Source organism: Streptococcus sp. LYSM12, from assembly GCF_004569635.1.
Classification (GTDB): domain Bacteria; phylum Bacillota; class Bacilli; order Lactobacillales; family Streptococcaceae; genus Streptococcus.
The window spans coordinates 1-26,294 of sequence record NZ_SPOZ01000027.1; the positions used below are offsets into that span (position 1 = coordinate 1).

A 26,294-nucleotide genomic window follows, 5' to 3' on the forward strand; every position below is an offset into this window, starting at 1 on the left:
TGAACCGCACCCCAAAAGTTAGACAGAAAAAATCTAACTTTTGGGGTGTTATTTTTATGAAATTGAGTTATGAAGATAAAGTCAACATTTATGAGCTACGGCAGAATGGTGAAACAATTAAGTCTTTGTCAGAACGATTTTGTATGAATCAATCTGGCATCAAATATATGATTCGATTGATTGACAGGTATGGAATAGGCATTGTCAAGAAGGGGAGGAATACCTATTATCCTCCAGAACTCAAGCAGGAAATGATTGACAAAGTACTTCTTAAGAAACAGTCAAGTCTGTCCGTCTCACTTGATTATGCTCTACCAAATCAAGGTACTCTTCCAAACTGGATAGCGCAATACAAGAAAAACGGGTATACTATTCTTGAGAAAACAAGAGGGAGGCCACTAAAGATGGGGCGTAAACCAAAGAAGACCTGGGAGGAGATGACGGAGTTGGAGCGACTACAGGAGGAAATTGAGCGTCTTAGAACGGAGAATGTCTATCTAAAAAAGTTGAGAAGGGACGAAGCCAGAGAGCAAGAAAAGCTCAAACAGTTAGAGAGATGGTCGCAGGAGGATTCCGACTAGACATACTTCTGAATGTGGCTCAATTAGTTTCTTCTACCTATTACTATCAAGTCAACCAACTGGACAAACCAGATAAAGATAAGGAGTTAAAAGCTGAAATTCAATCCATTTATGATGAACACAAGGGCAACTATGGCTACCGCAGGATTCATTTAGAACTGCGCAACCGTGGGTATATTATCAACCACAAGAAAGTACAACGATTGATGAAAGAGTTAGGATTAGCCGCTCGTATCCGTAGGCGCAAGACATACAAGTCTTACAAGGGAGATGTGGGCAAGAAAGCTCCTAATCTGATTAACAGAGCTTTCGAGGGAGCTAAGCCTTTTGAGAAGTGCTACACCGATGTGACCGAGTTCGCTCTGCCAAATTGCTCGGAGAAACTCTATCTATCGCCTGTTCTGGATGGCTATAACAGCGAAATTATTGACTTTACCTTGTCCCGTTCTCCCAACCTCATGCAGGTCAAGTCCATGCTTGAAAAGGTCTTTCCTGAGGAAGCGTATCCAAATACGATTCTCCATAGTGACCAAGGCTGGCAGTACCAGCATGAAGCCTATCATCATTTTCTTGACAGTAAAAGCATACGTTCCTCCATGTCTCGCAAAGGAAATAGCGCGGATAACGGCATGATGGAATCCTTCTTTGGTACCTTGAAAACAGAGATGTTTTATGACTTTGAGAAGAATTTCAAGTCTCTGGTTCACTTAGAACAAGCTATCACTGAATACATTTTTTACTACAACAACGAACGCATTAAAGCTAAACTAAAAGGACTTAGTCCTGTTCAGTACAGAACTAAATCCTTTCACTAATATTTTTGTCTAACTTTTGGGGTGCGGTTCATTTATCCGTTCTTTTTTTATATTCTATGACCTCAAAAGCAAGAGCAAGTTAAGCTGACAAAGTATTTTTGGGTGTTTGAAAAGTATCAGCGTTTCGCAGTTGAGGTAAAGGTAATTTTGTCGGGGCGATAGCTGATGCTTCCATATTGAAAGGCTTGACCATTATCGAGGTAGCTGGTGCTTTTAACAACGACCACCATGTCGTAATCTCCTAGATCAAGCCGCTTACGTTCTTTTTCATTAGCATAGCGGAAAGAAATTTCGCGCTGTGAATGGCTGATTGTTAGGTTGAGTTCTTGTTCTAGGTAGCGGTAGATTGATCCCTCTGCAATATTGCGGTTGAGATAAGGGACGATTCGACGGTCAAAATAGGAAATTTCATACTCGACAGATTCTCCATTAATAATACGAGTTCGTCCTACGCGATAAAAATCCACACTATCATCTACATGAAATGTTTCCATTAGGAGAGGTTCTCCTTGGACGATGTAAAGACTAGACAGCTTGGTTTTGACGTCGTGGGTATGAGGATGGTTTAACTCGCCAACAGTCTTGAGGGTAGATAGAGACTGGGGTTTGGTTACGGGTGGCTCTAGTACAATGGAGTTCCGTCCCTGTTGTTTGCGGATATAGCCATCTCGCTCCAGAAGCGACAATGCTTTGCGAATAGTATCTTTTGAGAAATGATAGTGGTGCATTAGGTCATTCTCGCTGAGTAGTTCTTGATTGGCTGGAAATACGCCTGTGATAATCTTTTCTTTTATATCTTCATAAACCGTTTGGTACTTACTCATCACATATCCTCCTCTCCCTTTAAGTATATCATAAAAAGGGCGATAGTTATACGTACAAGTATCGAAAAAGGGTTCAAAATTACGTAAAGGAACAGACTGTTACGTAAAAGTTATTGACAAAAGCAAACGTTTGCGTTAGAATGAAAAAGTAAGGAAAAGAAAGGAATACGTATATGACAAATCGTACAAGCGGTGTTTTGATGCACATTACTTCCTTACCAGGGAAATTCGGCATTGGAACATTTGGGAAAGAAGCCTATGACTTTGTGGATTTCCTGGTAGAAACAAAGCAAACCTACTGGCAAATCCTTCCCTTGACAACGACTAGCTATGGGGATTCACCCTATCAATCCTTTTCTGCTATTGCAGGAAATACCAATTTCATCGATTTTGAGCTATTGGTTGAAGCTGGTTGCTTGCAAGTCAAAGACTATGAGAAAGTCAACTTTGGAGAAGATCCAGAAGTGATTGACTATGCTCAGTTATTTACCACACGCCGTCCGATTTTGGAAATGGCAGTAAAAGGCTTTTTAGCCCAAGACAAGCAGATTGCAGCATTTAAAGAATTTGAAAAGGCCAATTCATCATGGTTGAATGACTATGCCGAATTTATGGCTATTAAAGAACATTTTGACAACAAGGCGCTTCAAGAGTGGGAGGACAAGAAAGTCGTTGCCCGCAATGAAGAAACGCTTGAAAGATATCGTCAGGAGTTGGCAGAGCAAATTGATTATTTCAAGGTAACTCAATACTTCTTCTTCAGTCAATGGAAAGAATTGAAAGCCTATGCTAATCGCAGACATATCAAGATTATCGGAGATATGCCGATTTATGTTTCTGCAGATAGTGTAGAAGCGTGGACCAAGCCCCATCTCTTTAAGCTAGATAGTGCACGTAATCCTCTCTATGTAGCGGGGGTTCCTGCGGATAATTTTAGTGTAGATGGTCAGCTCTGGGGCAATCCGCTTTATGACTGGGAGCAGCATGAAAAGACAGGCTTTAGCTGGTGGCTTTACCGCATTCATGAAAGTTTCAAACTCTATGATGTCTTGCGGATTGACCATTTCAAAGGCTTCTCTGATTTCTGGCAGGTGGCAGGAGATGCTACAGTGGCCAAGGTCGGTACATGGGAACCAGGTCCAGGCTACAGTCTTTTTAAGGTGGTCAAGGAAGCCTTAGGAGATCTTCCTATTATCGCTGAAGATCTGGGAAATATCGATGCCAAAGCAAGGAAGCTTTTGAATGACTGCGGATATCCAGGTATGAAAATCTTGCAGTTTGGTTTGGAAGATGTCAGTGGTAAGAGTATTGACAGTCCACACCGTTGTATTCCAAACTCAGTTTCTTATACAGGAACGCATGATAATGATGTGATCAATGGTTGGTATAATACTTTGACAGCAGAACAACAGGAATATGTTGATGATTATAGCAACCGTAAACCGATTGAGCCAGTCACTCAAGCCATGCTCCGTGTCTTATTTGCGACTGTCAGTGATACGGTGATTGCAACTATGCAGGATATTTTAGATTTACCAGGCTCATCGCGCATGAACATGCCGTCTACTATCGGTGGCAACTGGAAATGGCGTATGAAAGCAGAAGATTTAACCCAAGAGAAGAAGGACTTCTTAGTAAAAATTACTACATTATATCAACGAGGAAATGAACAAAATGACTAATTTTACAACATTTGCAGAGACAAAAACAGCCAAGAAACTAACCGACTTGACCAACGAGGAAATCTATTTTCAATTACTAAGCTATGTTAAAGAAGCAGCAGCGACCAAACCAAAGAACACAGGAAAACGGAAAGTTTACTATATCTCAGCAGAGTTCCTTATTGGAAAACTCTTGTCTAATAACTTGATTAACTTAGGTGTTTATAAGGACATTCAGGCAGAACTTGCTGCAGCAGGGAAATCACTCAGCCAAGTAGAGGATGTGGAACCAGAACCATCTCTTGGAAATGGTGGACTTGGTCGTTTAGCCTCTTGCTTTGTAGACTCAATGTCAACACTTGGGATTAACGGAGAAGGAGTTGGTCTCAACTACCACTGTGGTCTTTTCAAGCAAGTATTTGACAAGAACGAACAGGAAGCAGAGCCGAACTTTTGGATTGAAGATCAATCTTGGCTGATTCCAACGGATATTAGCTATGAAGTACCGTTTAAAGATTTTACTCTGACGTCTAAATTGGATCGTCTAGACATCTTGGGCTACAAGAAAGATACGAAAAACTACCTCAACTTGTTTGATATTGAGCGTGTCAACTATGACTTAATCCAAGACGGTATTACCTTTGATAAGACAGAAATAAAGGAAAACCTGACCCTCTTCCTTTACCCAGATGATTCGGATAAAAATGGGGAATTGCTCCGTATCTACCAACAGTATTTCATGGTATCCAATGCTGCGCAGCTCTTGATTGATGAAGCGCTTGAACGCGGCAGCAACCTCCATGATTTGGCAGAGTATGCCTATGTACAAATTAACGATACCCACCCATCAATGGTGATTCCAGAATTGATTCGTCTTCTAACAGAAAAACATGGCTTGGACTTTGCAGAAGCTGTTGAAATTGTCCGCAATATGACGGGTTACACCAATCATACCATTTTAGCAGAAGCCTTGGAAAAATGGCCGCTTGCTTTCTTAGAAGAAGTCGTACCACACTTGGTTGCTATTATCAAGGAATTGGATGCTATGGTGCGTGCTACGTATCAAGATCCTGCAGTGCAAATGATTGATGAAACAGGGCGTGTTCACATGGCCCACATGGATATCCACTTCTCTAACTCAGTCAATGGGGTTGCAGCTCTTCATACGGAAATTCTGAAAAATTCTGAATTAAAGGTTTTCTATGATCTCTACCCAGAAAAGTTCAACAATAAGACAAACGGAATTACGTTCCGTCGTTGGTTAGAATTTGCCAACCAAGATTTGGCAGACTATATCAAGGAATTAATCGGAGATGGCTACCTTGAAAATGCAACAGAGCTTGAAAACTTATTGGACTATGCAGATGATAAAGCTGTCCATGCCAAACTAGCCGAGATTAAATTACAAAATAAACGAGCTCTAAAACGCTACCTCAAAGACAATAAGGGTATTGACTTGGATGAAAACTCTATTATCGATACACAAATTAAGCGCTTCCATGAGTACAAACGCCAGCAGATGAATGCCCTTTATGTGATTCATAAATATTTGGAAATCAAAAATGGTAATCTACCAAAACGCAAAATTACAGTTATCTTTGGTGGGAAAGCTGCGCCAGCCTATATCATCGCACAAGACATTATCCACCTCATTCTTTGCCTATCAGAATTGATTAACAATGATCCAGAAGTCAGCCCATACCTCAATGTGCATTTGGTGGAAAATTACAATGTTACTGTCGCTGAAAAATTGATTCCTGCAACCGATATTTCAGAGCAAATTTCTCTTGCTTCAAAAGAAGCATCTGGTACAGGAAATATGAAATTTATGTTGAACGGAGCGTTGACATTAGGAACGATGGACGGTGCCAATGTAGAGATTGCAGAGCTTGCAGGTAGCGAAAATATTTATACATTCGGTAAGGATTCAGATACGATTATTGACTTGTATGCGACTGCTGGTTATGTATCACGTGAATACTATGCAAACGATGAAGACATTAAGCGCGCGGTTGATTTTATCGTGAGCGAGGACTTGGTGCGTTTGGGTAATAGCGAACGTTTAGAGCGCCTGTATCAAGAACTCTTGAACAAGGACTGGTTCATGACCTTGATTGACTTGAAAGAGTACATCGCCATGAAAGAACAGGTCTTCTCAGATTACGAAGATCAAGATACTTGGAACAAGAAAGTGATTCACAATATCGCAAAAGCTGGTTTCTTCTCATCAGACCGCACGATTGAGCAATATAATCAAGATATTTGGCATAGTTACTAGTCGTTGGGAGAAAGTGACATGAAGTTACTAACGCTCAATGTTCACGCCTGGTTGGAGGAGAATCAGGTGGAGAAAATGGATATTTTGGCTCGGACGATTGCTGAAAAGCAGTATGATGTGGTGGCTCTTCAAGAGGTCAATCAGTTGATGACGGCACATCCAGTAACAAAGGATTTAAAAGAAGATAACTATGGTCTGCTTCTGGTGGAGAAAGTCAATCAAGTGAGTAAGAGCCAATACTCCTTGTTTTGGAGCAATTCGCATATTGGCTATGATAAGTATGATGAGGGGATTGCCTTTCTCACCAAGTTACCCGTTTATGATGTAGATTCGTTCTACTGTACGAAACTTCAGACGGTGCAATCAATCTTATCTCGTAAGATTGTTGGCATCACGGTTGCTTATGAGGGACAGCTTATCGATTGCTATTCCTGTCATATGAACCTCCCAGATTGTCAAGAAGAAGATGTAATTGAAAATCTCCGAGTAGTTGTGGAGCGTTCCAGTCATTCCCGCTTGAAGATTTTAATGGGGGATTTTAATACGGACGCTATCTCTGCCCCAGCTGATTATGAGGCGATTAAGGGAGTGGGCTTACTAGACACCTATGAACTGGCTCAGGAGAAAGATGCAGGGATTACCGTATCAAAAGCCATCGATGGCTGGAACTCTCATAATGCTCAAAAAAGAATTGACTATATCTTTGTAAACCAGCAGTGTGAGGTCCTCTCCAGTCAGGTTATCTTTAATGGGAAAAACCAAGCGGTTGTTTCAGACCATTTTGGTCTTGAAGTGCATGTAAAATGTTAGGAGAATAGAGATGAAAAAATTTCTCAGTTTTGAATTTTGGCAAAAATTCGGAAAATGTTTGATGGTTGTGATTGCCGTTATGCCTGCTGCAGGTTTAATGGTCAGTATCGGTAATTCCCTACCCTTGTTGAGTGCAGATTCTGAACTCTTGGCTCGCATTGGCAATATCATTGCTCAAATCGGTTGGGGTATCATCGGGAATCTTCACCTCTTGTTCGCACTAGCTATCGGTGGTAGCTGGGCGAAAGAGCGTGCGGGAGGAGCTTTCTCGGCAGGTCTTGCCTTTATCCTCATCAATTTGATTACAGGAAATTTCTTTGGTGTTACTGTCGCTATGTTATCAGATGTAGATGCACATGTTTCTACTGTTTTTGGGACACAGATTCCTGTTGCCAACTACTTTGTCAATGTCCTTGGGCAACCAGCCCTTAACATGGGAGTCTTTGTTGGAATTATTGCTGGTTTTGTTGGGGCGACAGCATTCAATAAATACTACAACTACCGCAAATTACCTGATGCCTTGACTTTTTTCAATGGAAAACGTTTCGTACCGTTTGTCGTCATCTATCGTTCCGTCTTGGTTGCTCTTATCTTAGCTATCTTCTGGCCTATTGTCCAAACAGGGATCAATAGCTTTGGTAAATGGATTGCCAATTCACAAGATACGGCACCAGTCCTTGCACCATTTATCTATGGGACCTTGGAGAGGCTCTTGTTGCCGTTTGGCTTACATCATATGTTGACCATTCCAATGAACTACACTTCACTTGGTGGAACCTATGAGATCATGACAGGGGTTCAATCGGGTCAACAAGTATTTGGACAAGATCCATTGTGGCTGGCCTGGATTACAGATTTGATTAACCTCAAAGGGGCAGGAGAAACTAGTCAGTATAATGCTTTACTAGCAACTGTCACACCAGCTCGTTTTAAAGTTGGACAGATGATTGGTTCAACCGGTATCCTCATGGGCTTGACCCTTGCCATGTACCGCAATGTGGATCCTGATAAGAAGAAAAAATACAAAGGAATGTTTGTGTCGTCTGCTCTTGCGGTCTTTCTGACAGGAGTGACTGAGCCGATTGAATACATGTTCATGTTTGCCGCTATGCCCCTTTATGCAGTCTATGCGATTATTCAAGGAGCAGCCTTTGCCATGGCTGACATCGTCAGTCTGCGCGTGCACTCATTCGGAAATATCGAATTTTTGACACGTACCCCAATGGCCTTGAAAGCTGGTATTGGACTTGATGTAGTTAATTTTATTTGGGTATCTGCCCTCTTTGCAGTTCTGATGTATTTCGTCGCAGACTTTATGATTAAGAAGATGAATCTTGCAACAGCAGGTCGCAATGGAAACTATGATACGGAAACAGTAGAGGATACTCCTATTTCTGGAGATGCCGGTGTTGCAGATGGCAATTCTCAAATTGTACAGATTATCAACCTTTTAGGCGGTCGCGATAATATCACGGATGTTGATGCTTGTATGACCCGTTTGCGCGTCACTGTCAAGGATATTGAAAAAGTCGGTGAAGAGGCTACTTGGAAGCAAGCAGGAGCAATGGGATTGATTACCAAGGGCTCAGGGGTGCAGGCAGTCTATGGACCAAAAGCCGATGTCTTGAAATCGGATATTCAAGACTTGCTTGATTCTGGACTTGACATTCCTAAAACTAGTGTAGATACTAGCGGAGAAGCAGCTATAGAAAGCCAATTTAAAGGCATTACAGCAGAAGTGCATTCTGTCGCAGACGGTCATGCAAGGGCGATTACTGAAGTGAGTGATCCTGTCTTTGCACAAAAAATGATGGGAGATGGCTATGCAGTTGAGCCTGCAACTGGTAATGTCTACGCACCAGTTTCTGGTCTTGTCACGAGCGTCTTTCCCACCAAGCATGCAGTAGGACTCTTGACAGATAGTGGTTTGGAAGTCTTGGTTCACGTTGGTTTGGATACTGTCGCCCTAAACGGAGTACCATTTTCTATCAAGGTATCAGATGGACAACGTGTAGAGGCAGGGGACTTGCTCCTTGTTGCAGATCTTGAGGCTATCAAATCAGCAGATCGAGAAACAACGATTGTCGTTGCTTTCACCAATACTGCCGAAATTAAGGCTGTTCACTTACAAAATCTTGGAACTGTCAGCAAAGATACTGTCCTCGCCCAGGTAGAATTGTAATCTTTTGTAAAAAACAACAGTATACGTTATGTATATGTCGAAAACAGCCCGTTGGGCTGTTTTTTCACAAACTTTTCAGACCAATGTCTTGTATTTTTTTAAAAATTATGATAGTATAAAATAAATGTATCGATTTGGAAAAAATCTCTGTTTATAGGGGAAATAGGTGCTAACATAATCACAAGATATAGATAAAGTGGCATATAAAAGAGGGCTTATGAGGAAGTTTTTACAAAATGTTGTGACAGAAGTCGTTTATTATTTGGAGTTGATTTTATCAGCGATTTTGGCCATTGCGCTCTTGATGTTATCGCTTCTTTTATTGGGTGATTTGGTGTCAGCTATTCCAGACGGCATTCAGGGTAGGGATTTCCTACAAGACTTTTTAAATCGGACGATTACACTTGCGGTCGGGGTTGAGTTCATTAAGATGTTGTGCAAGCAGTCGCCACGCACAGTGATTGAAGTGTTACTCGTTGCGATTGCTCGTCAGTTGATTGTTGAGCATGCCTCCAGTGTGGATTATCTTATCGGGATGATTTCGGTAGCCATCCTCTTTGCAGTACGGAAGTATCTCTTTATCCAGTTCGATGATTCAGATAATATCGTGATGCGTGCTAGTCAGAAAGTAAAAGTGGCTAATATTATTGCACGGGTAAAAATCCCAGGAGAAAAGGGAGAAACCTTGCGCGATTTTGTTGTTCGCAAACTCAATGAGGAAGAAAAGACCATCTCTATTGGTGCCTGTGTTTATTTGAAAAATGTCGCGCTTCGTGTGGATAACATGCATGGTGATTTGGTTACTCGGGTCGAAGTTATTAAGAGTATGTACTAGCCAAGGAAAGTAGACAGCTGTCTACTTTTTTTAATCGGTTAGCTCGCATTCTATATTTTTTGATGTTACGGAAAATGGGGACGGCGGATAATTGCAAAACTTGGATGATGGGTGTAGTATGGTAAGTATCAATGGATGGGAGGAATTAGGATGGATAAATGGAACTTTTTGAAAGATGGTCGCATGATAATGGTAGCCTTTGTTCTGATTCTTTATGCAGTAGTACGCTGGTTTACGGATTCCTGGTTGGTTAAGCAGACCAATCTCTCAGTTCGGTTTATTGGGAATCTTCTTAAAAGTTTAACCTTGATAGTTGGCTTGGTGCTAGTTCTCAGTCAGTTTGCTTACTTTGGTGATTTTATCAAGACCTTGTTGGCTAATTCTGCCTTGGTCGTGGCTGTGCTTGGCTTTGCGCTTCAGCATGTAATTCGGAATTTGTTAGCAGGGCTATTACTCATCCAATCAGAAGCTTTTAAGATTGGCGATCGCGTTCGCCTGTCTGATAAGAATGTGACAGGTGTCATTGAGGAGATGAATCTTCACTACACTGTAATCAAACTCTATACCAATGAGCGGGCCATTATTCCCAATTATATCATGAATGAAACAGTGGTCATCAATAATGATAAGAAAGATTCGACTACAAGCTACCCACTCTCTTTTTATATTGGATTGGATAAGGATTTGGAAGTAGCTATTGCCATTATTACCAAAAAAATTCAGGAAAATCCTTCTGTTCTTAATAAGAATGATACCAAAGTGACCTTGTCAGAAATCAATGAACGGTACGTTAAATTAAAAGCTTTTATTTGGACACGGGATATTGGAGAAAGTTTTGAAATGGTGTCTACGATAAAATTAGAAATCATCAAAGAATTGCAGCAGCAGGGTTTGATTGATATAAAAGAATAAAGAGTGGAGCGGTTGTCAATCTCCTTTAAAAGCCCCTGTTATACATTTATTGATAGACGGGAGTGCGACAAAGCAAGCTAGTTTGAGGACGCTTTTAATAGGAGCAGGTAGAGTGCATGGAGGCATCTACATTTCGTTTTTACTCATGATTTCCACCTCTGGTATAATAGTCTAGTCATGAGTTAGTTTAAGAAGTGATAGTAGCTTGTCTTGATTAGAGGCAGATGTTCAGTTATTCTACCGTTTCATTAGCTGAGTGAAAAGGTTTTACAGGAAACCATGCTCACGAGTGGCGTTATCGTATAGGTGATTATCGCCTAATTTGCGACATCCAAGATAATAAGATGGTTATTATCTTGGATGTGGGCATAGGAGAGCTATTCATTAAATAGAAAAATAGCACCCGTTAAGGTGCTGTTTTCTTGCCTACTGAACTCATACATTTACTACCTCTCTGGTATATTGTATTTGTTTATGCTTTATGCTGTAAAATGAAAAATATAAAAAGCGGGTTAGTCAGTTAGCATATTTTGGTGAACGGTTCGATATTGAGATAGTCTAAAAGAGTAGAACATTGTGGTTTGGTTCTTTAGAGGAGCATCTTTTGTAAAAGCGTTGGAAACGTTCCGTTCATTTCCTGTGTTTTGGCATGTCAAAAATAATGTACAGCTTATCAAATAGGCAATCTTATGGTATAATAAAACGATTGAAAAAAATGTAGGAGGTTCCCTATGGGACGTAAGTGGGCCAATATTGTAGCTAAAAAAACAGCAAAGGACGGAGCGAACTCAAAAGTTTATGCCAAGTTTGGTGTAGAAATCTATGCCGCAGCGAAAAAAGGTGATCCAGATCCAGAGACGAATACAGCCTTAAAATTCGTTATTGATCGTGCCAAGCAAGCGCAAGTACCTAGACATATTATTGATAAGGCCATTGACAAGGCAAAAGGAAATACCGATGAGACGTTCGTAGAAGGTCGTTACGAAGGCTTTGGACCAAATGGTTCGATGCTTATCGTTGATACCCTTACTTCTAACGTTAACCGTACAGCTGCAAATGTGCGTGCGGCTTTTGGTAAAAATGGTGGAAATATGGGAGCGAGCGGATCCGTTTCTTACTTGTTTGATAACAAGGGAGTGATCGTTTTTGCTGGTGATGATGCAGATAGTATCTTTGAGCAGTTACTTGAAGCAGATGTAGATGTGGAAGATGTGGAAACTGAAGAAGGAGTTATTACTGTCTACACTGCACCAACGGACTTGCACAAGGCTCTTGTAGCCTTGCGTGAAGCAGGTATAAGTGAGTTCCAAGTGACAGAATTGGAAATGATTCCTCAGTCAGAAGTGGTTCTCGCAGGCGATGATCTTGCAACTTTTGAGAAGTTATACGATGTTCTTGAAGATGATGAAGATGTTCAAAAAGTCTATACCAACGTAGAGGGATTTTAATAGACATGACATGAGGCTGGGACTTTTTGCCCAGCTTTCATTTTAATTAACCGAATGACGTTGACGCAGTGGTTGAATGCTTCAATGGCAATCATGCGGTTGAAGGTGGGAAATGAACTGCTGCTCTTTTTGTTTTAGAGTCATTTCGTTTATCTTTTATTACTTTGTTCACTCGTCTTGCTGTACCATTGAGAAAAGTTACACTTTTCTTATCTGTCACTTGAAATAGTTATCAACTATTTCAACTACCTGCGACTCCTTGCCTAGTACTAAAAATAAACGAAACGGCTATAAGGGAACAGGCTAAAAAGCTCCACTGGAGCTTTTTATTCATATTTATTCGTGTTTCCCACTCCACATCTGACTCTACGACTGATACGAACGAATTCGCTTCATTTCCAAGTTCCAACTCACTACTCTGACGGTTGGAGCTGTGCGGAGGGAGTGAAAGGGTCTGGGAATAGACCGTTTCGGCCCGAAGCTAGAATGCAGGAAATAAGGAAAACCCAACTTTTTTTGACCTATCGAGTTCTTTCCCACTCCTATTTTGTTTATGGCTTGAAGCCATAAACAAGATACAGCTCAAGGGGCATTCGTCAAGTCATCATAGCACTAGCCTGAACGAAGTTCAGCGAACATCGTTAGACGTCGCTGGTGGGAAATGGTTTATAGCCGGTGTACAAGCTACCTGTTTTCACGGGCGGTTATGACTGAAAAAAGAGAAGCATCAAACGTTAATCTTTATAGGGTAAAATCCTCATTGAGCCAAGTTGGTAAGGTATTGTCTTGATGTTTGATGAGTAGAGTATGAATGGATAGATGAAATAAATCTAAGATTATCAAAGGAACTCGACTATTTAAGGCTATAAAAAGTTTCTAGCTTGTTGAATTGAGAGGGAGTTCCGGCTTTTTAGGAAATAGCGAGTGCTGAAATTCAGAAAATCTACGTTTCGTTCTAAACTTTTATAAGTTGGTTCAGATATGCTATCGTCCATATTTGGCATGATTCTAAAATTTTGGTATAATTGGTATAATAATCTATAAATATGGGGAGAAATATCAATGAAACAGAAGCAAATTGTAGCATTTTTAGTTCTGTTATTTAGTGTTATTTGCCTTATTTCTTGTGGAATTAGAGGAATACAAAGTGCTAAAATGAGAGGAAGTAGCCAAGAGGTTCGAGTAGCCGAAGAGTCTGCTCGGAAAGATGCAGACACCTTGCTAAGAAGCGTACTAACTCAAAATGATCAGGGCTTTTCGATTCTCTACGGAAAATCGTATAATCAATGGACGAAAGAGATGATTTTCCCTAGTCAGATTGAGGCAGCTATCAAAGACAATGGTTGGACACCTGCGAGCAAGTACACCTATCAATATGCTAAAGGATTTGAGAAATTAACTCCCTCGGAAGTTCTCGGGAGATTCTTGGAAACTAGACGCGATAATTTGAAAGATATAAAAGAATATGAGCTGACAAAGGTTGAAGTATTAGATGATAAAGCGACCATCACCTTTATATCGCATCAAATCAATAATACTGCGATTGCAAATGCCATCAATAGCATCTATCTCGTCTTGGCTGATGGTCATATTGATGTGTTTGCGGCTCTCAATAAAGCGAATGAGACAGATAGTGAATTTAAGAAGTTGCATATGTTGGCTTCTGATTTCTTATACTATGCTAATTTTAGCGATTTGTTAAGTGATGATAAGGAGATTCCAAGTTATGTGAGTGAAACTCCTTTGACAGAGGGAAGTTATGAAATCAGCTTTGATTTAGAAAAAAATAGCCAAGGTCACTGGCTTATTTCAGATAAGAATTATAAAAATCTCGTGTCTGATTTGCTAAACTATGATGAAAAAGCAAGCCAAGTTTCCTATGCAGATACTACAGCAAAAACATCTTCCTCAAGGGAGGATAAATAGTTGCTTAGTTTTCTACTTATAAAGTGAAAAAACACTCCCAGGAGTATGGAATTGCTCCCTGTCAAGTGGACAATATAGTCATTTCCTTTATCTTTTATTACTTCCTTAACTTGCTTTATCGTACTCTAGTACAGCCTGTAGCTCGTTGCCTAGTCCTAAAAGTAAACTAAAAAACTATAAAATATAGACATTTAGTTTATATGTTTTATTACTTCGTTCACTCGTCTTGCTGTACCATTGAGAAAAGTTACACTTTTCTTATCTGTCACTTGAAATAGTTATCAACTATTTCAACTACCTGCGACTCCTTGCCTAGTGCTAAAAATAAATGAAACGGCTATAATAAACACCGGCCTTGTTCCTATTAAAAAGAGGAACAAGGCCGGTGTTATGTTCTTGGAAATGTTGATTAGTATAAAAAGGCATCAATGAGTGGCAATCTGTTCGGTTGCTTAGCGATAGCTATCTGGCTCGTCACTACATTTCATTTGTACCCAATCTAGCTATCTTCGCAGTGGTTTCACCACGAAGCGTTCCGCTCCTGTTCGACCGCCTATTTCCCGAGGCAGAATTGACTAAAGAGTTGGGTAATTAGCTCATCCGGTGCTGCATCTCCAGTGATTTCTCCAAGAATTTGCCAGCAACGGGTCAAATCAACTTGGAGCAAGTCAACGGGCATGCGCATTTCAAGTCCCTCGTTAACCGCCTGCAAGGCCTGGATAGCTTGTTCGATGAGAGAAATGTGACGAGCATTAGAGAGGTAGGTCGCATCTTGCTCTATGAAACCTGCTTGTTCAAAGAAGAGTTGATTGATCCGCTCTTCAATCTGGTCGATATTTTGATTATGAAGTACCGAAATCGCAATGGAATCAGCCGGTAGTTGCTCTTGCTCGATTTGAATTGGCAGGTCTGTTTTATTGAGTAAGATAATGCGATTGCTATCGTGGCTAATAGCCAGCAATTGGCGGTCTTGTGGGGTCAATGGTTCGCTGGCATTTAAGACCAAAAGGACCAGATCCGCTTCTTCTAGTGCTTTTTTGGAGCGTTCAACCCCAATTCTTTCTACGACATCGTCTGTTTCACGAATTCCTGCGGTATCAATCAATTTAAGGGGGATACCATTGATGTTGACATATTCTTCAATGATGTCGCGAGTTGTCCCCTCGATATTAGTGACGATGGCTTTTTCTTCTTGTAGAAGATTGTTCAATAGGCTTGATTTGCCAACATTGGGACGACCGATAATAGCAGTTGCAATCCCCTCGCGAAGGATTTTTCCTCTGCGTGCAGTTTTGAGCAAGCGCTCCAGTAATTGTTGAAATTCTATGGTTTTCTCACGGATTAATTCGGTCGTAGCTTCTTCGACATCATCGTATTCAGGATAGTCAATGTTCACTTCAACCTGAGCTAGAGTATTGAGAATTTCCTGCCTCGTATCGTTGATGAGTGTAGAAAGCGATCCGTCTAGTTGTTGAACCGCCTGGTGCATAGCTTTGTCTGTCTTAGCGCGGATAATATCCATGACTGCTTCTGCCTGAGTGAGGTCGATACGACCATTTAAAAAGGCTCGCTTAGTAAATTCTCCAGGTTCTGCCATCCTTGCTCCCTGACGAATCAGTAGCTGGAGAATTTCATTGGTTACCGCAATCCCGCCGTGAGTATTGATTTCAACGATATTTTCCCGAGTGAAAGTCTTTGGTGCTTTCATGACAGAAACCATGACCTCATCGACCACGATACTAGCAAGAGGATCTAGGATATGACCATAATGGATTGTATGGCTGGCTACATCCGCTAGATTTTTTTCTTTAAAAACGCTGTTTGCAATATCGATAGCCTCACTTCCAGACAAGCGGACAATGCCGATGGCTCCTTCACCAAGAGGAGTCGAAATAGCTGCAATGGTATCAAATTCTTTGGTAATCATATAGTTCCTTTATTTAATAGCGTTTTGAGACATTACGCCCAAAATTCACCCAAAAAGTTTTTTAATTTCTTTGAAATCTTTTTCTTTTTGCTGTTCAAGTTGATGGGCGTATGTTTGTAGTGTGACGGTCAAATCTTTGTGACCTAGCAAATTGGAGATAGTGAGTAAATCTATCTGTCTGGAGATAAGGTAAGAAGCGTATGTGTGACGCAAGGAGTGGACGTGAATGTTGGTTTTAGTCAATTTTTTTATTAAGCGGTTGAGCCAGGGATGATTTACTCGAATGAATAATCGATTGTAAGGATTCACAGTCCATTCCTCTGTTTTAAATTGCAGAAGTATTTTTGCTGTTGTATTATCCAGGGGTATAGTTCGCATGGATTGCTTGTTTTTTGTCGGTGCAAATTCTGCATTTGTATATACATTCCACGTTTTATTGATATTGATTAAACCATTCTTAAAGTCTATGTCGTTCCAAGTTAGGCCCAAAGATTCTCCAATTCGCATGCCGGTTACAGAAAGCAGATAGAGCTGTACGTAGTCTGTTTGTGGGCAATTTTGTTTCAAGGTTGTCAATAAGGAGAGGTATTCATTCTCCTCGAGGAATTTATCTTCAATAGGTTTATGCTGTCTTTCAGCGTTTATTTTGGCTAAGTCTGTAAAGTTTGTATCGATTAGTTTTTCCACGACTGCCTGTTTTACAGCTCTGCGTATTCGGTGATGAACTTTATGAATTGTTCCTTGATAGTACCGCTTGCCTAAATTATTTAAAAATTGTTGATAGATGCTGGGTGTAATCGCTCTAATTTTTGTTTGTCCAAATTCTCTCTCTATCAGCTTTAATGTTTGGTCATAGTTTTTCCATGTCCCTATTGAGACATGAGGTTTTTTATAGATCTTGGCCCATTTATCGAAATAGTCATAAAGCGATATATTTTCATCAAAGATAGTTGTTGAATTGAGCAGGCGTTCTGCCTCTGCTGCAGCAAGTTCTGCTTCTTTCTTTGTCCGAAAACCTCTTTTTGATTTCTGTTTATACTTCCCGTCGGGTGTTTTATAGGAAATGCGGTATTCCCAACTTCCGTCTCGTTTTCGATATGATGCCATGTTGATTTTTACCTCACTTCTTGATAAAATGGGTATAGTAAAGAGGGCTTTTTAATGCCTGTTTACTATTCAATCTTTTTTCTCCTCACACTCAACGTTAGGCGATGGCGAGTGTGGGGAGTTTTTTTATTTCGTTTTAGGTGCAGGAAAGTAGGAACTATCACAAGTTCTTAGTCCGTCTATATGCAGTGATAGGCTATCCCTGATTTGACCACCGAGAGCGTCAAGAACGAAATCAATTCCTTCTCTGCGCGCAAGTTTAGCAGCAGGAACAAAATCACTATCTCCCGCAATTAAAACAATCTTATCCACCTGATGCTTATAAGATAACGAGGCTATGTCCAGTCCAATCCGCATATCAACGCCTTTTTGTTGTAACTGTAAGATTAAATCTGATTCATCAATATCAGATATTTGTTTACTTCCGTTCAATAACTTTTTAGTAGTGCTAGCCTTTAGATTGTAGTGTACAGAGTCTTCATTCAATTCACCAAGCCGTAATGCTACTTTTCGTTTATGGCTTAGTTCGTTAAAGAAGTCATTCGTCCACGCTTTGGTGTCACTTTTACTAAAGTTTATATTTTTTTGGGTCAAAGGGTTGAATACTTGTTTATCAATCGGTGGACAATCATAATAAAATATTCTGTATAAATCGTGTCGAATGTCCATTCCGTAGCTATTTTCTTTCAAGTGTCGGTTGCAGTAGCTATATAACTCTTCTGCTCTTTCTTTAGCCGTCTTATGACCTAGAACAGAAGCAGAACGTTTACGATAATAGCCACCGTCTACTAGAATTGCAATTTTCATATTTTGTTCTCATTTCTACAAAAATAAAACCCATGATTTTATCGCTCTCCTTATGGTGGAGGGATTACTCTCATGGGTGCAATTAACTCTTTATGTATTCATTTTAGAACACATATTTCGTTTTGTCAACCCAAAAGATGCAAATTTTTAGACTCATGTAGATTTATATAGCTTTACTTTGTCATTTTTGAAGTACTTTGAAACGGTTTAGATAGATTAAAATAGCTTAAAAGTTATCTACAGCTCATCTCTCCATCGGCATGAAGTTGCCGACGACTTTACCGATAATGCGGGGATCTTCGGTATAGGGGGCGAATTTATCGGCATATTTACTATTGAGAGAGACGAGGCGCAGGCCGTCTTTTTCTTTATAGACTTTCTTGATATAGGATTGTCCATCCCAGTCTACAGCGTAAATTGCACCGTCATAATCGAAGCCTGTATCTTTGATGAGAGCAACGGATCCGTCAAGATATGTAGGTTCCATGGAGTCGCCATAGACCCAACTTGCCAGGTCATGAGTGATTTCTTTATCAAAATAGACGGTGTCGTAGTTGCGTTCCTCCCAGTAGGTAGCTCCTGTGCCAGCGGAGAGTTTTTCATAGACGTAGTATTCAAAGAGTGGTTCGCTAATCTCTAATGTCTTGCGCTTCTCTAGTTGTTCTTTTTCCTGCTCGTCTAGTTGCTCTGTAGCGTACTCTAGGACGTTTTCTTGACGCTCGGGGTGTAATTGTACCACCGTATCGTTAATCGCTTGTACGGTGTCATTTTTTGCGTCTGGGGAGGGGGTGTCTTTCTGATAATATTTCGATTCAATTAAATCCGATTTGTTTATGCCAAAATAGTTTGCTAAAAGCTCTATTTTGCCTATCCGTGGATAGGTGATTCCTTTTAGCCAATCGCGTACAGTAGTGTATTTTAAATCTAAATCTGTACACAACTGATTTCTATCTACGCCTTTTTTATTCATAAAATAGGCTAGATTTTGGGAAAATATTTCTTTACTCTCAAGAACCATTTTAACACCTCCTTATATAGTATATATTACGGAAAAAACGCAAAAAAATCAAGAAAAAAAGAAAAAAATACATAAAAAACGCAAAAAATTCTTGACATTGCGGTTAAACCGCAGTATAATATAATCAAGGTCAAGGAAATGACCTAGAAAAACGAAAGGAGCAAGGCAAATGGTGGATATACTAAAAAGCCTAAAACCAGAAGAACTCGGCACAGTTCTAATAGTTCTAGGCTTAGTCAGAGAAGCTCGTCTCTGGCACAAACAAATCTTGGAACATAAAACCAAGAAAAAGTAAGAGCAAGGGGCAGAAGCCCCAACCTCTTATCTTTAGTGTACCACCATTTGCTCGGGAAAGCAATATGAAAATTTTAGCTGTATTGTTATTGGTCGTGTCGGTTGTTGTACGGCAGATTGTGAAGCGGAGGAAGAAGTGATGTTAGAAAAAGTTATCGCTATATCTGTTGAAGAGCTTTTTGAAAGGGTTATCGAACAAGAAAAGCGCCTTTCGGAAATCGAAGAGCACTTGGGAATTAAACTGTCGGAAGATTCTTCAACATAAACTTTGATTTAAAAATTTGGAGAATGATTTCGACATAAGTTTTTAAAACAGGTAGAGTAATATTTGTGTCTTTATCCCAGTGTGTGTAATGGTTGCCAACTTCTCGAATGAAATGAAGAACGCCTTTGAGTAGGTCGTCATCTTTTACGTAGCGGTCAATAGCATTGTTGAAACTAAATTTAGGATCGGATAGGTATTCTTTGGTGTCTAATTCGAAATACAGAGCATAGTCTTTGACGAGACACTCAATAGCAGAGCGGTATCCAGTTCCAGCGATGTTCTCAAGTCCTATTTTTTCCGCTTCGATTGCTTCGCTATAAAATTCAACAAATCTAGGAGCGCATTCAATAAAGAGTGGGTCAATGTCAGTGATAACCTTGTTTGGATAGACAATAGCCATCGTGGTATAGTCGTTTCCTGCGTGGTACTCTTGCAGTGTCATGTGAGACTTTTGACAAGCAGTGCAACGATGAAAGAGCCCGATAACTTTTCCTTCTTTGGTATCCATACTCGAAATATTACTGGTCGTAGGATTGTTACCAATTCCACAGTTTGGGCAAGCCTTAGGGATTTCAATAGCTTTATTTGACGACAAATCGTTAATATAATAATTGATTTTTGAGATTTCCATATCAATTCCTCCAATCATTTTATTTTCATTATACCACAGAAAGGGGGTGAGGAGATGAGACCAAAACGTTATCCGTATAGTAATCAAAAAGAACCAGCAAAGCCAGCTCCATCTGATAATCCACTAAAGATATTTGATAAATTTCTGGCATCTGTATTATTGGTTGCTAAACCTAATAACCCAGACCATGTAAGATTGGTTAATGACCTCATGCAAACTTATTCAAAGCTTTATCCGTAACGTTTTGAAACTGCATTATTTATTCCATCGTAAATATGCTCAAATTGTTCGGCAACATATTGACCGAAAGGCTTATTAAAATCAGCTTGTCGGAAATATTCTTTGTGCAATTCGTCGTGTAAAGATGAAATAATTTCAGCAGTTAGCTCGATATTGTTTTTTCCCATATTCTTCTCCTTTCCGTTAGATTTTGTTATGAATAAGATGTTGGGTTATTCATAAAGTTATTATATCAAAATATAAAATAAAAATCAATATATAGTACACGTGTTTTATAAATGCACCATATATTGTATAAAAGGAGGGTAGGTATGTGGAAAACACTTAATCATATTTTAATTGAAAAAGGGATGACTAAAAAAGAACTTGCCAGCAAAGCAGAAGTCGCTTTAGGGACGATTCAAAATATCCGAAATGAACGAATTTCATTCAAGAACATGGTTGAAATCGCTGACGCACTAGATGTCAGTTTGGACGAATTTAGAAGGAGGTGAGAGGATGGACGAGCGGAAAGAAAAATTCATTGATATGTTAAAAATGATGCACGTAAAGATTGGGCAAGACTTTGTTAATACAAAAGACCCCTCGACAAGGTGCGAGCTTGCCAAAGGGTACCTGGAAATCGGAGATTATTTATCAAAATATTGATTTCCCTCTACCTAGAGCTTGTATTAAAGCTTTAGAATTTTCAGCTCTTTTCTTCTTTTCGGCATCAATGAATGGTTTATTGTAATCTTTGATAGCTTCAAGCGAATCTGTATATAGCTTGATTTTATCTTCGATAGATAATTCTGGACTTGATGACGAAACGATAGCTAGGGCTAATTCTTTAACGCTACTAATCATCATAATATTCACCTCCTTTCTGAATCCATTATATCAGATTCGAGGTGCGAGGAAATTAGAAAAGGAGGTGAGAGGGTGCAGAAGATGACGTTGAAAATGTTACGTATTAGAGATAATCTAACACAGAAACAAGCAGGAGTTATTTTTGGTGTGACTGCGGATACGTGGGCTAATTGGGAACACGGACGTACTACACCTGACGTTGTCGTAGCTTATAAAATTGCTGAATATTTTAGAGTATCATTAGATGATATTATTTTTTTAAACAACGTTGCGGTTTAAACGCAAAAAGACAAAACGTGCAGGAAAGGAGCAACATGCAGGAAATGATTAATAAAGGAGACGGTATGAATAAAACATACGAAGAACAACAAAAAGAATTGGTAGCAGCAGGTATAAAACGTGCTGAGGAAGTAATGGCAATAAATAAAGAATTTGCCAATAAGTTTAATGAGTTGATTAGCTGGGCGGCTGATTGGTGCCTTACTTTCCATGATATGAATAACGTTGACAAGCTAGATTGGAATATTGATCGTATCACAATTCCGTTCAAAAGCGAGCCAGAATTGCAAGAGGCAATTAAAAAAGCTATCCATTATGAGATTAAAAAACGCACACTAGATAGCTATTTGAAGCATCGGGATTAAACTAACTCAATCTTAACAACATTTTTAGACTCGTAGATTGTTTCCGGGTGTTCGGTGTCGTAAAAGAACTGTCCCATACATAAGATATCTACAAAGCTAAAAAATAGATTGCAATTAGGATGACTAAAAAGTGATGCTTTGTTTGCTGGTAGATGTTTGTCATCATTTTCGTTAAATGTCTGAAAAGTCATTTCTTCATGAAAAATGGTAGTTGAACCATCGGCAAAAGTCACTTTTATTTGTGGCATAATATCACCTCCTTTCCGTGTTGATATCCTAATTATAGCACGGAGGAGACTGAACACAAAAAAGCCACTGCGGAAACAGTGACTTACACAAAAAACTTACTTAGATTATATCATAAAGGAGCCTGATATGGAAGAAGGAATTATCTTGACGTTCGTCAATAAGATAATAGACGGTGTCAGGACTGCGTTAGTGGAAGTTTCTCAGATGTTTGATATAGAGAAAGCCATGCCACTGGAACTAAATCAGCAACAGGTTATGAAGATGTTGGGATGTTCTACGACAACATTCGAGCGTTATACGAAATACTCAGACTTTCCAAAAATTGATAGAGGAAAAGGCACACAGCTTAAGTACCCAAGAGACGCAGTCCGTGAGTGGTACAACGCAAACTGGAAACGATTCAGCGAGGTTAAATAAACATGTTTAGAAAACTATGTGCAGACTACTTGATTGACCAAGTGCGAAAAAGCAAATTATCGAACGATGAAAAGTCGCAGTTTATATGTTTTATCAAGTTCATTTTACAACAACTAAACGAAACAGAGGAAGTCGTTTATAACCTAGACGAAATAGAAAGGACACTTGCATGATGATGGAAGTAGACAAAGAAGAATACATTGAGATGAAACTCGAGAACCACCGGCTCAGAGAAGAGATTAAGCTACTAAAAGCGGGGCTGGATTCAATACAATCAATCGTAAAAAATGTGAGAGGAGTGGTGGTATGAAAGTCACAATAGTAGATACCCTAACGAACTCAAGAGGTTCTATTGGGTAGAAGGCGATACGGTGTTCCTAGCTAGTCACCTATCAGAAGAACAAAGAAGAAAGATTATTAAGAAATTTGGAGAACATCTAATGATTACAGTAGAAAAACAACAGCCAAAGACGTATGCCAGAATCCGTTGTACCAATGAAGTGTATGACCAAGTAGCTGAAATCGCTAATGAATGTGATTTAACTCTGAATCAGGTAGTTAGCTCATTGCTACTATTTGCGCTCAATCATGCAAAAGTAGTCAGTACAGAGAAAAGGATAGTTGAACATCGTCTAGTAATTGGAGGAGAAGAGTATGGGCATCACGATTAACAAGCTAGAAATCGAAAATGTCAAGCGTATTAAGGCTGTCAAAATCGAGCCGAGCGCAACAGGCTTGACGATTATCGGTGGGAATAATAACCAAGGAAAGACAAGTGTATTAGATGCGATTGCGTGGGCGCTGGGCGGAAATAAATATAGGCCTAGCCAAGCGCAACGAGAAGGGTCACAAGTGCCACCGATTTTAAAAATTACTTTATCAAATGGCTTAATCGTCGAGCGTAAAGGAAAGAATAGTGACTTGAAGGTCATTGACCCGAGCGGAAATAAAGCAGGGCAACAGTTACTCAATAGCTTTGTAGAGGAATTGGCTCTTGACTTGCCAAAATTTATGGAGCAAAACAATAAAGAGAAGGCTTCAACCCTGCTTCAAATTATCGGAGTAGGTCCACAGCTAGTTGAATTGGAGTTGAAAGAAAAATCACTTTATGATCAACGTCATGCGATTGGAGTGATTGCTGATCAGAAGGAGAAGTTTGCCAAAGAGCAGGTTCATTATCCGGAGGCACCAAAGGAATTGATTAGCATCTCAGAGCTAATCCAACAACAACAAGCAGTATTAGCTAAGAACGGGGAGAATGCCCGCAAGCGCCAAAATCTCCAGCAGATTCAGTTACAATACGACAGTGCAGAAGCTAAAGTATCGCGCTTACAACAAGAGCTTGCGCAAGCGATTGATGAGCGGGATAAGGCTAAAAATGATTTGGCAATCGCTCAAAAAGATGCCATAGAATTGCACGATGAATCGACAGCTGAAATCGAAGAAAACATTGCTCAAATTGATGAAATCAATCGTAAAGTGCGAGCAAATCTTGATAAGGAAAAGGCAGAGGAGGACGCGAAACAACAACGTGAACAGTATAACACATTGACTACTTCTATTGGAGAGGTCCGGAAGCAAAAGGCCGACCTGTTGACTAATGCGGACTTACCACTGGAGGGCTTGTCAGTAGATGACGGAGAATTGCTCTACCTTGGTCAGCGTTGGGATAATATGTCCGGTTCCCAACAGTTGCAGGTTGCGACAGCTATCGTCCGTAAGTTGAAACCAGAATGTGGCTTCGTTTTAATTGATAAGTTAGAACAAATGGACCAGGTCACTTTGCAAGAGTTTGGTCAGTGGCTTGAGAAAGAAGGATTACAAGCTATTGCAACACGTGTGTCTACTGGTGATGAGTGCTCGATAATAATCACTGACGGATACTCGGAAGAAAATCCAAACTATGAAAGCGTAAAGAATACACAGACTACACCATCTTGGGAAGGTGGATTTTAAAAAGGAGTAAAAAATTATGGCTATTACACAAGATACTATTAAGAAGTTTCTGAAATTGCGTCAAGAACTAACTCACCGTGAGTGGATTGAACTGGATCGTCTAGTAACGATGCGTTTAAGAGAAAAAGCCGAAGAGTTAACACTCAACGACTTCGATGTTCAGGTATTGGCTGAACGCTCTAAGAATATTAAGCAAATCGATCCTAAACCGGGAGAAGTGCTTATTTAAGATGCTCTAAGATATTTTCATAGGCTTTATTGTAGCTTTCGGCAAGTTGCTGATGTGTCCACATAGTGTCCTCGGGCTTGGCAACAATGTACGCTACTGCAAGCTCATGAGCAATATCTTCTTTTGTACGTAACATGGCTTATCCTCCTTATTTTGATAAGTCAATTATAGCAAAAAGAAAGGAAAAGAAATGCAAATTACAAAAGGTAAACGGGCACGGGCCCAACGCGTAGTCATCTATGGTCCAGAGGGGGTTGGCAAGTCTAGTCTAGCGGCTCAATTTCCGAACCCTCTCTTTATTGATACGGAAGGATCCACGGATAATATGGATGTAACACGGGCCGACAAGCCGACTAGCTGGACCATGCTCATGAATCATATTGCTTTTGTCAAGGCTAATCCAACGATTTGCCAGACCTTGGTGATTGATACGATTGATTGGGCAGAAGCCTTAGCCTTGCAATATATTTGTGCACAGCACAATAAAACTGGAATTGAGGACTTTAATTGGGGTGCGGGATATACCTATCTTATTGAAGAAATCGGACGCCTGCTGGATAGATTACAAGAGTTAGTCGAACTTGGCATCAATGTAGTATTGACTGCCCATGCGCAGGTTAAGAAATTTACCAAACCTGATGAAATGGGCGGATATGACCGCTACGAGCTTAAATTAAGCAATAAGAAGACAGAGACGAATGTATCGGCCAAAGTCAAGGAATGGGCAGATATGGTCCTGTTTCTTAATTACAAGACTTATATCGTTACTGATGATAAGACGAAGAAGCAAAAAGCACAGGGCGGTCAGAGGGTTATGCAGACAACACATTCTCCAAGTTGGGATGCAAAGAACCGCCACAACTTGCCAGAAGAATTGCCGATAGATTTTGCAGGAATCGCTCATATCTTTGCGCCTGCAACTGTTCAGGAACAACCTGCACAGACACCACCTATTCAACCAGTGCAATCAGCATCGGTTCAAGAACATCCTACTCAGATACCTACATCAACTCCTCAAACTAATCAGATTGCACCCGTCAAAGAACAGACAGAGCTACCAATTGATATGTCACAAGTTTCTATGGCACAGTCACAATCTGTAACAACTTCGGATATTAGTCCACTGATTCCACAAAGTCTACGTGACTTGATGATTAGTAGTCAAGTCACACAAGAAGAAGTCTTACAGGCAAGCTATGTCAATGGTATCTATCCGCTAGGAACGCAGGTGGAAGCGATTGAAGCAGGTTACTGGGAATATGTGGTCACTGTTTGGGACAAGGTCGTGCAGGTTATCAATACTAAAGTTAGATCTGATCCAACAATACCTTTTACGGTTGAAGGGAATTAGATTTAGACTATTTTTGGTCTTAGAAATAATAGGGAGGT

The 26,294-nt window shown here is 40.0% G+C and carries 29 protein-coding genes and 2 pseudogenes; 21 read left to right on the forward strand and 10 right to left on the reverse strand.

What is annotated here, in order from left to right:
• Positions 1-56: 56 nt before the first annotated feature.
• Positions 57-1,396, forward strand: a pseudogene (locus E4T79_RS08805) (IS3 family transposase).
• A 116-nt stretch (positions 1,397-1,512) separates the two neighbouring features.
• On the opposite strand, the gene E4T79_RS08810 reads toward E4T79_RS08805, so the two are convergent.
• On the reverse strand, positions 1,513-2,220 hold the full coding sequence (locus E4T79_RS08810) for a GntR family transcriptional regulator (RefSeq protein ID WP_135029569.1): 708 nt from the start codon (positions 2,218-2,220) through the stop codon (positions 1,513-1,515).
• A 173-nt stretch (positions 2,221-2,393) separates the two neighbouring features.
• On the opposite strand from E4T79_RS08810, the gene malQ reads away from it, so the two are divergent.
• The 9 genes and pseudogenes from malQ to E4T79_RS08855 all read left to right on the forward strand — a co-directional run bounded on the left by malQ (position 2,394) and on the right by E4T79_RS08855 (position 14,272).
• Positions 2,394-3,902 (forward strand): 4-alpha-glucanotransferase, encoded by a 1,509-nt coding sequence (gene malQ, locus E4T79_RS08815; protein ID WP_135029571.1) that lies wholly within the window; start codon positions 2,394-2,396, stop codon positions 3,900-3,902.
• Entirely contained in the window at positions 3,895-6,159 is a 2,265-nt protein-coding gene (gene glgP, locus E4T79_RS08820) for a glycogen/starch/alpha-glucan family phosphorylase (RefSeq protein WP_135029573.1), read from the forward strand. The genes malQ and glgP overlap by 8 nt, the downstream gene beginning before the upstream one ends.
• Before the next feature lie 18 nt (positions 6,160-6,177).
• Positions 6,178-6,969, forward strand: coding sequence for an endonuclease/exonuclease/phosphatase family protein (locus E4T79_RS08825; RefSeq protein ID WP_135029575.1), 792 nt, complete (start codon positions 6,178-6,180; stop codon positions 6,967-6,969).
• A gap of 10 nt (positions 6,970-6,979) precedes the next feature.
• Positions 6,980-9,151, forward strand: a complete 2,172-nt coding sequence (locus tag E4T79_RS08830) for a PTS transporter subunit IIBC (protein ID WP_135029577.1) — start codon at positions 6,980-6,982, stop codon at positions 9,149-9,151.
• Positions 9,152-9,368: 217 nt separating this feature from the next.
• Entirely contained in the window at positions 9,369-9,986 is a 618-nt protein-coding gene (locus E4T79_RS08835; protein ID WP_135029579.1) for a hypothetical protein, read from the forward strand.
• A 150-nt stretch (positions 9,987-10,136) separates the two neighbouring features.
• Positions 10,137-10,898 (forward strand): mechanosensitive ion channel domain-containing protein, encoded by a 762-nt coding sequence (locus E4T79_RS08840; RefSeq protein ID WP_167752664.1) that lies wholly within the window; start codon positions 10,137-10,139, stop codon positions 10,896-10,898.
• Positions 10,899-11,158: 260 nt separating this feature from the next.
• A pseudogene (locus E4T79_RS08845) lies at positions 11,159-11,290 on the forward strand (type II toxin-antitoxin system RelE/ParE family toxin); the annotation flags it as partial.
• Between the two features lie 339 nt (positions 11,291-11,629).
• Complete coding sequence (locus E4T79_RS08850) at positions 11,630-12,346, forward strand: YebC/PmpR family DNA-binding transcriptional regulator (protein ID WP_135029583.1); 717 nt, start codon at positions 11,630-11,632, stop codon at positions 12,344-12,346.
• A gap of 1,062 nt (positions 12,347-13,408) precedes the next feature.
• Complete coding sequence (locus tag E4T79_RS08855; protein ID WP_135029585.1) at positions 13,409-14,272, forward strand: hypothetical protein; 864 nt, start codon at positions 13,409-13,411, stop codon at positions 14,270-14,272.
• Between the two features lie 553 nt (positions 14,273-14,825).
• On the opposite strand, the gene mnmE is transcribed toward E4T79_RS08855, so the two are convergent.
• The 4 genes from mnmE to E4T79_RS08875 form a co-directional block, all read right to left on the reverse strand.
• Positions 14,826-16,199 (reverse strand): tRNA uridine-5-carboxymethylaminomethyl(34) synthesis GTPase MnmE, encoded by a 1,374-nt coding sequence (mnmE, locus tag E4T79_RS08860; RefSeq protein ID WP_135029587.1) that lies wholly within the window; start codon positions 16,197-16,199, stop codon positions 14,826-14,828.
• A 45-nt stretch (positions 16,200-16,244) separates the two neighbouring features.
• Positions 16,245-17,306 carry a tyrosine-type recombinase/integrase gene (locus tag E4T79_RS08865; protein ID WP_076996102.1) on the reverse strand — a complete coding sequence of 354 codons (1,062 nt, stop codon included), beginning with the start codon at positions 17,304-17,306 and terminating at the stop codon, positions 16,245-16,247.
• Between the two features lie 126 nt (positions 17,307-17,432).
• Positions 17,433-18,113: an NYN domain-containing protein gene (locus E4T79_RS08870; RefSeq protein WP_076996101.1), complete on the reverse strand. Its 681-nt coding sequence runs from the start codon at positions 18,111-18,113 to the stop codon at positions 17,433-17,435.
• Positions 18,114-18,357: 244 nt separating this feature from the next.
• Positions 18,358-19,131 carry a S24 family peptidase gene (locus E4T79_RS08875; protein ID WP_076996100.1) on the reverse strand — a complete coding sequence of 258 codons (774 nt, stop codon included), beginning with the start codon at positions 19,129-19,131 and terminating at the stop codon, positions 18,358-18,360.
• Positions 19,132-19,564: 433 nt separating this feature from the next.
• On the opposite strand from E4T79_RS08875, the gene E4T79_RS11460 reads away from it, so the two are divergent.
• The gene (locus E4T79_RS11460; RefSeq protein WP_256765656.1) at positions 19,565-19,690 is read left to right on the forward strand and encodes a hypothetical protein; all 126 of its coding nucleotides are present in this window, start codon (positions 19,565-19,567) and stop codon (positions 19,688-19,690) included.
• On the opposite strand, the gene E4T79_RS08880 is transcribed toward E4T79_RS11460, so the two are convergent.
• Both E4T79_RS08880 and E4T79_RS11100 read right to left on the reverse strand, forming a co-directional pair.
• Entirely contained in the window at positions 19,662-20,321 is a 660-nt protein-coding gene (locus E4T79_RS08880) for a DUF4145 domain-containing protein (RefSeq protein WP_158072006.1), read from the reverse strand. The genes E4T79_RS11460 and E4T79_RS08880 overlap by 29 nt on opposite strands.
• A 230-nt stretch (positions 20,322-20,551) precedes the next feature.
• Positions 20,552-20,728: a hypothetical protein gene (locus tag E4T79_RS11100; protein WP_158072005.1), complete on the reverse strand. Its 177-nt coding sequence runs from the start codon at positions 20,726-20,728 to the stop codon at positions 20,552-20,554.
• Between the two features lie 144 nt (positions 20,729-20,872).
• Here E4T79_RS11100 and E4T79_RS08885 point away from each other — a divergent pair, with 144 nt between their 5' ends.
• Together E4T79_RS08885 and E4T79_RS11105 are read left to right on the forward strand one after the other, a co-directional pair.
• Positions 20,873-21,055 carry a helix-turn-helix transcriptional regulator gene (locus E4T79_RS08885; RefSeq protein ID WP_076996097.1) on the forward strand — a complete coding sequence of 61 codons (183 nt, stop codon included), beginning with the start codon at positions 20,873-20,875 and terminating at the stop codon, positions 21,053-21,055.
• A gap of 4 nt (positions 21,056-21,059) precedes the next feature.
• On the forward strand, positions 21,060-21,209 hold the full coding sequence (locus E4T79_RS11105; protein WP_167366960.1) for a hypothetical protein: 150 nt from the start codon (positions 21,060-21,062) through the stop codon (positions 21,207-21,209).
• On the opposite strand, the gene E4T79_RS08890 is transcribed toward E4T79_RS11105, so the two are convergent.
• Positions 21,198-21,410, reverse strand: a complete 213-nt coding sequence (locus E4T79_RS08890; protein WP_076996096.1) for a hypothetical protein — start codon at positions 21,408-21,410, stop codon at positions 21,198-21,200. The genes E4T79_RS11105 and E4T79_RS08890 overlap by 12 nt on opposite strands.
• A 72-nt stretch (positions 21,411-21,482) precedes the next feature.
• On the opposite strand from E4T79_RS08890, the gene E4T79_RS08895 reads away from it, so the two are divergent.
• Both E4T79_RS08895 and E4T79_RS08900 read left to right on the forward strand, forming a co-directional pair.
• The gene (locus tag E4T79_RS08895) at positions 21,483-21,689 is read left to right on the forward strand and encodes a helix-turn-helix transcriptional regulator (RefSeq protein ID WP_076996095.1); all 207 of its coding nucleotides are present in this window, start codon (positions 21,483-21,485) and stop codon (positions 21,687-21,689) included.
• Between the two features lie 65 nt (positions 21,690-21,754).
• The gene (locus E4T79_RS08900; RefSeq protein ID WP_135029589.1) at positions 21,755-22,054 is read left to right on the forward strand and encodes a hypothetical protein; all 300 of its coding nucleotides are present in this window, start codon (positions 21,755-21,757) and stop codon (positions 22,052-22,054) included.
• On the opposite strand, the gene E4T79_RS08905 is transcribed toward E4T79_RS08900, so the two are convergent.
• Positions 22,051-22,302 (reverse strand): hypothetical protein, encoded by a 252-nt coding sequence (locus E4T79_RS08905; protein ID WP_076996093.1) that lies wholly within the window; start codon positions 22,300-22,302, stop codon positions 22,051-22,053. The genes E4T79_RS08900 and E4T79_RS08905 overlap by 4 nt on opposite strands.
• A gap of 127 nt (positions 22,303-22,429) precedes the next feature.
• On the opposite strand from E4T79_RS08905, the gene E4T79_RS08910 reads away from it, so the two are divergent.
• The 5 genes from E4T79_RS08910 to E4T79_RS08925 all read left to right on the forward strand — a co-directional run bounded on the left by E4T79_RS08910 (position 22,430) and on the right by E4T79_RS08925 (position 24,905).
• On the forward strand, positions 22,430-22,720 hold the full coding sequence (locus E4T79_RS08910) for a helix-turn-helix domain-containing protein (protein WP_076996092.1): 291 nt from the start codon (positions 22,430-22,432) through the stop codon (positions 22,718-22,720).
• 169 nt (positions 22,721-22,889) lie between these two features.
• Positions 22,890-23,030 (forward strand): hypothetical protein, encoded by a 141-nt coding sequence (locus E4T79_RS11110; RefSeq protein ID WP_167752665.1) that lies wholly within the window; start codon positions 22,890-22,892, stop codon positions 23,028-23,030.
• A 130-nt stretch (positions 23,031-23,160) separates the two neighbouring features.
• Positions 23,161-23,391, forward strand: coding sequence for a hypothetical protein (locus E4T79_RS08915; RefSeq protein WP_076996091.1), 231 nt, complete (start codon positions 23,161-23,163; stop codon positions 23,389-23,391).
• Positions 23,375-24,676 carry an AAA family ATPase gene (locus E4T79_RS08920; protein ID WP_076996090.1) on the forward strand — a complete coding sequence of 434 codons (1,302 nt, stop codon included), beginning with the start codon at positions 23,375-23,377 and terminating at the stop codon, positions 24,674-24,676. Before E4T79_RS08915 ends, E4T79_RS08920 begins: the two co-directional genes overlap by 17 nt.
• Positions 24,677-24,692: 16 nt before the next feature.
• Complete coding sequence (locus tag E4T79_RS08925; protein WP_076996089.1) at positions 24,693-24,905, forward strand: hypothetical protein; 213 nt, start codon at positions 24,693-24,695, stop codon at positions 24,903-24,905.
• On the opposite strand, the gene E4T79_RS11115 is transcribed toward E4T79_RS08925, so the two are convergent.
• Positions 24,898-25,041, reverse strand: a complete 144-nt coding sequence (locus tag E4T79_RS11115; protein WP_158072004.1) for a hypothetical protein — start codon at positions 25,039-25,041, stop codon at positions 24,898-24,900. The genes E4T79_RS08925 and E4T79_RS11115 overlap by 8 nt on opposite strands.
• A 54-nt stretch (positions 25,042-25,095) precedes the next feature.
• Here E4T79_RS11115 and E4T79_RS08930 point away from each other — a divergent pair, with 54 nt between their 5' ends.
• On the forward strand, positions 25,096-26,256 hold the full coding sequence (locus E4T79_RS08930) for an AAA family ATPase (protein WP_076996088.1): 1,161 nt from the start codon (positions 25,096-25,098) through the stop codon (positions 26,254-26,256).
• The last annotated feature ends 38 nt before the right edge of the window (positions 26,257-26,294 follow it).